Annotated in this window: 6 protein-coding genes; 4 read left to right on the forward strand and 2 right to left on the reverse strand. The window is 57.2% G+C overall.

Features of this window, described 5'->3' with window-relative positions; genetic code table 11:
• Positions 1-14 precede the first annotated feature (14 nt).
• On the reverse strand, positions 15-956 hold the full coding sequence (locus QCE49_RS23995) for a LysR family transcriptional regulator (RefSeq protein ID WP_250457617.1): 942 nt from the start codon (positions 954-956) through the stop codon (positions 15-17).
• 76 nt (positions 957-1,032) lie between these two features.
• On the opposite strand from QCE49_RS23995, the gene QCE49_RS24000 reads away from it, so the two are divergent.
• Genes QCE49_RS24000 through QCE49_RS24010 form a run of 3 tightly spaced genes read left to right on the forward strand, consistent with a single transcriptional unit; the run spans position 1,033 to position 2,718 of the window.
• Positions 1,033-1,443 carry a cupin domain-containing protein gene (locus tag QCE49_RS24000; RefSeq protein ID WP_250457619.1) on the forward strand — a complete coding sequence of 137 codons (411 nt, stop codon included), beginning with the start codon at positions 1,033-1,035 and terminating at the stop codon, positions 1,441-1,443.
• A gap of 35 nt (positions 1,444-1,478) precedes the next feature.
• The gene (locus QCE49_RS24005) at positions 1,479-1,925 is read left to right on the forward strand and encodes a cupin domain-containing protein (RefSeq protein ID WP_250457620.1); all 447 of its coding nucleotides are present in this window, start codon (positions 1,479-1,481) and stop codon (positions 1,923-1,925) included.
• Positions 1,903-2,718: a carboxymuconolactone decarboxylase family protein gene (locus tag QCE49_RS24010; protein ID WP_350029754.1), complete on the forward strand. Its 816-nt coding sequence runs from the start codon at positions 1,903-1,905 to the stop codon at positions 2,716-2,718. The genes QCE49_RS24005 and QCE49_RS24010 overlap by 23 nt, the downstream gene beginning before the upstream one ends.
• A gap of 236 nt (positions 2,719-2,954) precedes the next feature.
• Here QCE49_RS24010 and QCE49_RS24015 read toward each other — a convergent pair whose 3' ends face one another.
• Positions 2,955-3,509 carry a DUF6471 domain-containing protein gene (locus tag QCE49_RS24015; RefSeq protein WP_250457621.1) on the reverse strand — a complete coding sequence of 185 codons (555 nt, stop codon included), beginning with the start codon at positions 3,507-3,509 and terminating at the stop codon, positions 2,955-2,957.
• Between the two features lie 266 nt (positions 3,510-3,775).
• On the opposite strand from QCE49_RS24015, the gene QCE49_RS24020 reads away from it, so the two are divergent.
• Entirely contained in the window at positions 3,776-4,558 is a 783-nt protein-coding gene (locus QCE49_RS24020; RefSeq protein ID WP_309806515.1) for a hypothetical protein, read from the forward strand.
• Positions 4,559-6,000: the final 1,442 nt, after the last annotated feature.

Here is a 6,000-nt window from a genome sequence, read left to right on the forward strand (position 1 = left end):
ATCCTGCTAGGCTCCTAGGCTTCGCGCTGATAACCCGTTTTCAGCGCTTCGACGACCAGTTCCACAGCGCGCGACGACTTGCGACGACTCGGGTAATAGACGTGGTGTCCGACGAACGTGGGATACCAGTCTTCGAGCACCCAGCACAATTTCCCGTCACGGACTTGGCCCTCGACGAGATCCTTTGGAACATATGCAAGCCCGAAGCCGCCAAGTGCTGCGTCAACCATCTGGTAGACATTGTTGAACGTGAGTTGCCCTTCGACTCGCACCTGAAGTTCGCGCCGGCCCTTGCGCAACTCCCAGGGAAGCAGCGATTCCCGCGTCGGCAGACGAAGGTTAATGCAGTTGTGGAGCGTCAGATCTTGCGGCGTTTTCGCCTGAGGCCTCGACTGCAGATAGGTCGGCGAGCCGACGATCGACAGCGTCATGTCGGGAGCAATGCGCACAGCAACCATATCTTTGGCTACCTGGTCGCCCAAGCGAACGCCAATGTCGTAGCGATCCGCCACGATGTCGGACAGCCCATAGTCGTTGACGAGCTCGATCTTCAGCTCGGGATACTGACGCAGCAAAGGCTGCAACCGTGGCCAAACGTATGAGTTTGCGGCGTAGTCGGTGGTGGTAATTCGAACAGTACCGCTAGGCCGGTTCGTCATGGCGCGCAGCGAGTCCACTTCCGCCTCAATTTCTTCGAAACGCGGAGCGATCGCCGCGAGCAGCTGTTCTCCGGCGTCGGTCAGCGAGACGCTGCGCGTCGTGCGCCGAAGTAACTGCAGGCCCATGCGGCGTTCGACGCCTGCCACCGTCCGGCTAAGTGCGGACTGTGAGACGCCTAGTTGCGCCGCCGCGCGGGTGAAATTGCGCTCTCGCGCGACGGTCATGAAGCCAACGAGATCGTTGAAATCTTCCTTCAATTCATGCTCCCAAGCATAAGGGCATGCCGATATTGCCATCTAGTCGCATGAATGGCCAGTCGTTAAATTAACGTCACGTGGCGCATCGCCCTTGAGCACACTGACTAGGAAAGACATGGAACTGAAACGAGCAGGTTCACAGCCGTCGAAGAAGGGGCCGGAAGAATGGTTCACGGGGACCGTGCGCCTCGACCCGCTCAACGCGCCGCCACCGCCGGCGCGCGTTTCTTGCGCGAGCGTAACGTTCGAACCCGGTGCGCGCACCAACTGGCATACCCATCCGCTCGGCCAGACCCTGATCGTCACGGCGGGATGCGGCTGGACGCAGTGCGATGGCGAGCCGCGCGTCGAGATCCGAGCAGGTGACGTGATCTGGTGTCCGCCCGGGCACAAGCATTGGCATGGTGCGACGTCGACGACGGCGATGACACATATCGCCATTCAGGAAGCGCTCGACGGTAAGAACGTCGAGTGGCTGGAACGAGTGACGGACGACCAATATCTCGGAAGTGGCGAGAGAAAATGAAGAGGCGTGCTCCACACATTCTCGCGTTGGCGTGCATGGCCGTGTCGCTGCAGGCCTACGCCGATGGCGACGCTACCAGGTCGATCGCAGTGGTGCATGGGGGCACGCAGCCTTCCGTCGTCGGTGCAGCGCAACGCTTCACGGGGCAGGTGCGCATCGACCCGCTCTTTCAGGCGACGACGCCATCGCGTCTGTCCGGCGGACAGGTGACGTTCGAGCCGGGCGCGCGTACCGCCTGGCACATGCATCCACTGGGGCAGACCTTGCTGGTCACCTCCGGCAAAGGTTGGGTACAGGCGTGGAGTCAGCAAAGGCAAGAGATCGCCGCAGGCGACGTCGTGTCGATTCCGGCAGGCGTCAAGCACTGGCACGGCGCAACGAATACTACGGGCATGACGCACATCGCGCTGCAGGAGTCGCTTGATGGAAAGAACGTCGATTGGCTCGAACAGGTCACCGATGAGCAATTTCGCAATCCTTGACGCGCGGATCGAACGCGTTGCGCGCGTCGTCACGCCTTTCGTAGCGGCGCTGCTCGTGTCAGCCTGCGCCAATTCGCAGACGATGGGCAACATGCAAGAATCTCTGTCGCATGACGATCTCAAAGCAGTCTCTCCAGCTTTCGCACGCTATACCGACGAAACGCTATTGAACGGTCTTTGGAAGCGGCAGCAACTCTCGCCGCGCGACCGCAGCATCGTGACGCTGTCGGTGCTCACCGCCCGAAACCAGACAATCGAGATGCCGTTGCATTTCCGCCTCGCCCTGGACAACGGTGTGAAGCCCGCGGAGCTGTCAGAGATGATCGCGCATCTCGCTTTCTACTCGGGATGGGCGAACGCCACTGCCGCGACGGCCATCGCAAGGCAAGTCTTCCATGAACGCGGCATCGCTCAGGATCAGGTCGCTCCAGCGGACGTCGCGCCTCTTCCGCTGAACGAAGACGCCGAGAAACAGCGCGCGCGGATGGTCGAGGAAAACTTCGGCGCAGTGGCCCCCGGCATTGTCCAATACACCACGGACGCTCTCTTTCGAGACCTCTGGCTGCGGCCGGGACTTGCACCTCGCGACCGAAGCCTGGTGACAGTAAGCGCGCTCGTCGCTAACGGCCAGGTAGCGCAGATCACATATCACCTCAATCGAGCGATGGACAATGGGCTAACCAAGGACGAGGCGTCCGAAGTGCTGACTCAACTCGCTTTCTATGCAGGCTGGCCGAACGTCTTCTCGGCAATGCCCGTATTCAAAGACGTCTTCGCGAGACGGACGACATAGGTGTCCTTCTGAATCGTCGACCGGAGTCGCCTTTGCAAATGGTAAATGGTCATCCAGAGAACGTTGACATCAAGGGAGTAGCCTTCTGTCCTGCGCCCCGAGCCTATCGATGCCGGGCAGCGCGGCGCGCACTGCCCGCCTGGCTGCCAGTCGAACCACTGGAAAGAACGTCATGCGGCATGCCATCGTCAAATCCTGGCTCGACAACAAGTCCGTCTGGCTTTTTCGATCTTTGGTCAAGGTGGTGCCTCACCGGGGCCGATTGAGCGCCTGCTTCCTTCGAAAGCAACAGCATTCACGTCGGAAGGATCGAGAAACAAACTTAGGAAGTCACCAAAAAAGCAAACAGTTGCGCATTGAAAGAAAAGAGCCGTTGTGAATGACCCTTGTTCGATTTGAAAACGCAGATCTTCTGGGGCGAGATGTATTCCGATGTGTTGGAGGCGCTCGGTCAAGACCGTCGGCGTGATCCACGGCTGCACCGAGAGTTCCTTTTTGAGGATCGCAGAGGCGCAATCTTCCCAGCTATCCGCAGTCTCCCACGCGTCCATCCAGCTAGGCATAGCCGTCGACCCTGTCGCCTCGGATAGCTGCAGGAAAAACGTAAACCTGAAAGTCCCTCGATTTATTTTCTCCTCTACTGACTCGATTGATTCAGTAATGCCCCGCCTGGCGAGCTCATGGACCAATCTGAAGTAGCCTATCCCCCGCCGCATCAGCAGGACTCGCGCCGCCCGCGACACAAGGCCTGCCCACATTGCGTCGACATCACTGGGTTGCTCATCCTTCATTCGCACCCTCCTCTTACGGCGCCGGCCAGGAGAACCGCCGCAATTGGGCCGGTATCGCGATGACTGTGATAGAAATGCGGATGAGATCAAGACTAAAGTCGTGCCGTCTCGCTCAGTGCGTCACTGTCACGCTCGTCGACTGGCGGCATTCCAATTGATGCAGTGCAGCTCGACGTCGCAATCGGTCGCCTCCATTGATCTTTGCAATGAGGCGAGAACCGCGCGTCGCCTTCTAGCGGGTTACGCCGAGCACCTAAGGTTTTCTCTTGTGGCTGACTACCGTTGACCTCGTTCGCCACATCGCAGATCGTCTTCTCGTGCTTATCATCATCTCGGCGTTGAGAAATCTCCAACTGGCGACGACTTACATGCCGTGGCCTGCAAGTCGAGCACACGACGGCCAGATATTCGACGTCGACCTGTCTTCCGACGCAACCGTGCATATCGACACAGCTCTCAACGTAGGCCAGATGGAACTGCGTCATGTCGATAGGAGCTCCACATTTAGAACATGGCTCAATCGGACCAAGGTCAGGGTGATGGATCGGTACTCCCTCCCGCGCCATAACCTCCTCCCGACGAAGGTCTGTACAAAGTTGAGAGCAAAAGCACTCTATTCCGTAACTGCCTTCTATTTCCACATCCGGGATGTTTTCCGAGAAATGAACTCGCTCCCACTCTCGAGCAATTTCGAACACTCGTCCTCTAAAGATTCGGTCGCACGTAAAGCATTGATAGTCGTCACTATCCATCGTTTCCATGACTTGCTCCGGTTACCACTGACCCGTATGGTGATCGCGCTCAGTCGTGCTGTCTTGCGGATAGCCGTATCCGCGCACGCGGCTCAACGGACAGTACCCGCTCGCCTGACCGGGGTTCGCCAAGCCATCGGTGTTTCACCGAGTACTGCGTTGACCGCGACGTTGGCCGCCATAAAGCGCGAAGCGCGAAAGCGGACGGTCTATCGACTTGAAACAGATCCATCAAAGCGTCAACCTGCCACGCCAACCGGCAAGAAAGTTCGTCGCGAGGAAGCTCCTCGTCAGTGAGACTAACCTCTGAGGACATTAGGCACCCCGTCATGGTGAACCATTCCAGAAAACCGAAGAGCCGGGCGACGATGTGGTAAGCCAAGCTGGGCGACGTCACTCCAGTGAGAGCCAAAAGCGCCTCGGCCTTCCTCGCAGCAAAGACGAGCGATGAAGGCGTAAACCGCTCGATAGGCGCAGGCGTGACCACCCGCGCAAACTCCTCCCGCTCTAGGTCGTCGAACCGGGGAAGCAGCAAGCAGTCTCCTGCTTTTGGAATGGAGCTCGCTGCTCGCTCCTGTGGAGCCGCCGGTTTCTCGACCCGCGTTTCAACTCGCGAGTCATTATCGAGACGGCGCAGCACCGTTTGTGTTGCTTCGTCACTACGCTTCCAGTCTACTAGTCGCCATTCCGCAACGAACTGAAGGATCTCATCGAGAGGCTTGCTGGGAAACAGTGATGTCAGAACATCGATCTCACGTCTCGTTTGGAATTCGACCTTTTGATGATTGCTCAGTCCCTCTGGAAAATCTGGCGTTACCGGCTCTGCTCCACCGAACACGCTCTCGACGTGTCCCCTTCCGATACATCGACCGACCGCCCGTTGAAGAGCGGATAATCTGGTTGTCTTCTCGGGATCCAATCGCCTCCTAATCATCTTCGCGCGTTCCTTCATCCCTTCAACACTGCAGAAAGGGAGAAGATCTTCGTCGCTCGGAACTGTATTGTTTTCCAAAGGTGCAACTCGCGGTACATGCAGCAGAGAAAATGGACTCAACACTCGCTCTCTCGGCACATTCGGGAGGCGCAATGAACAGCAAGTCTCTACGGGGAAAATTGTAGCCCTTGATGCAGACGGCAGCAAATCGATACAGAGCCCTTCGTTGCCCGTCTGCGTAACTTCTGGTGGCGAGCTCGAAGGGGTCCCGATCACGTCTTTCTAGATTTCTTATCGAAAGGATACTCGAGGCAATGAGATCCTGGTTGACACAACAGATTTATACGGCATACTGAAAGTATCATTTACTGGACATACCTTCAACAAGCGACAACATCGTACCGATTTCCGCGGAAGCTGTAAGAAAAATGAGATTTGCTTTCTCTCCACTCACTCCGAACCCTCTATTTGCGGAACCTCAAAAACGGACCTTAATCGCGAATCCAGAATAACGTTTGCCATATGCCCTCGTACAATTAATAAGACTACGATCCGCATATCGCGGGGAAATTCGGCGTACGAAGGCCGCGTTGTAGAAACCTTAAGTGTACGACTCCCCATGGCGCTCATTGCCAAATCGCAGTTCAGATCAACTCGGTTGTTTCTTGACTTGTAGATCAGGACACGGAAGCAACGCATATCGCTCTCTAGCAGGCTGTTGAAATACCCTCTGCGTGGGTCATCCGTGCGCAAGGGAGAAACGTTGATTCAAGGAATCGAACGACACTGAGACCGAAACGATGCG

It is taken from the genome of Caballeronia sp. LZ008 (assembly GCF_031451435.1).
Classification (GTDB): domain Bacteria; phylum Pseudomonadota; class Gammaproteobacteria; order Burkholderiales; family Burkholderiaceae; genus Caballeronia; species Caballeronia zhejiangensis.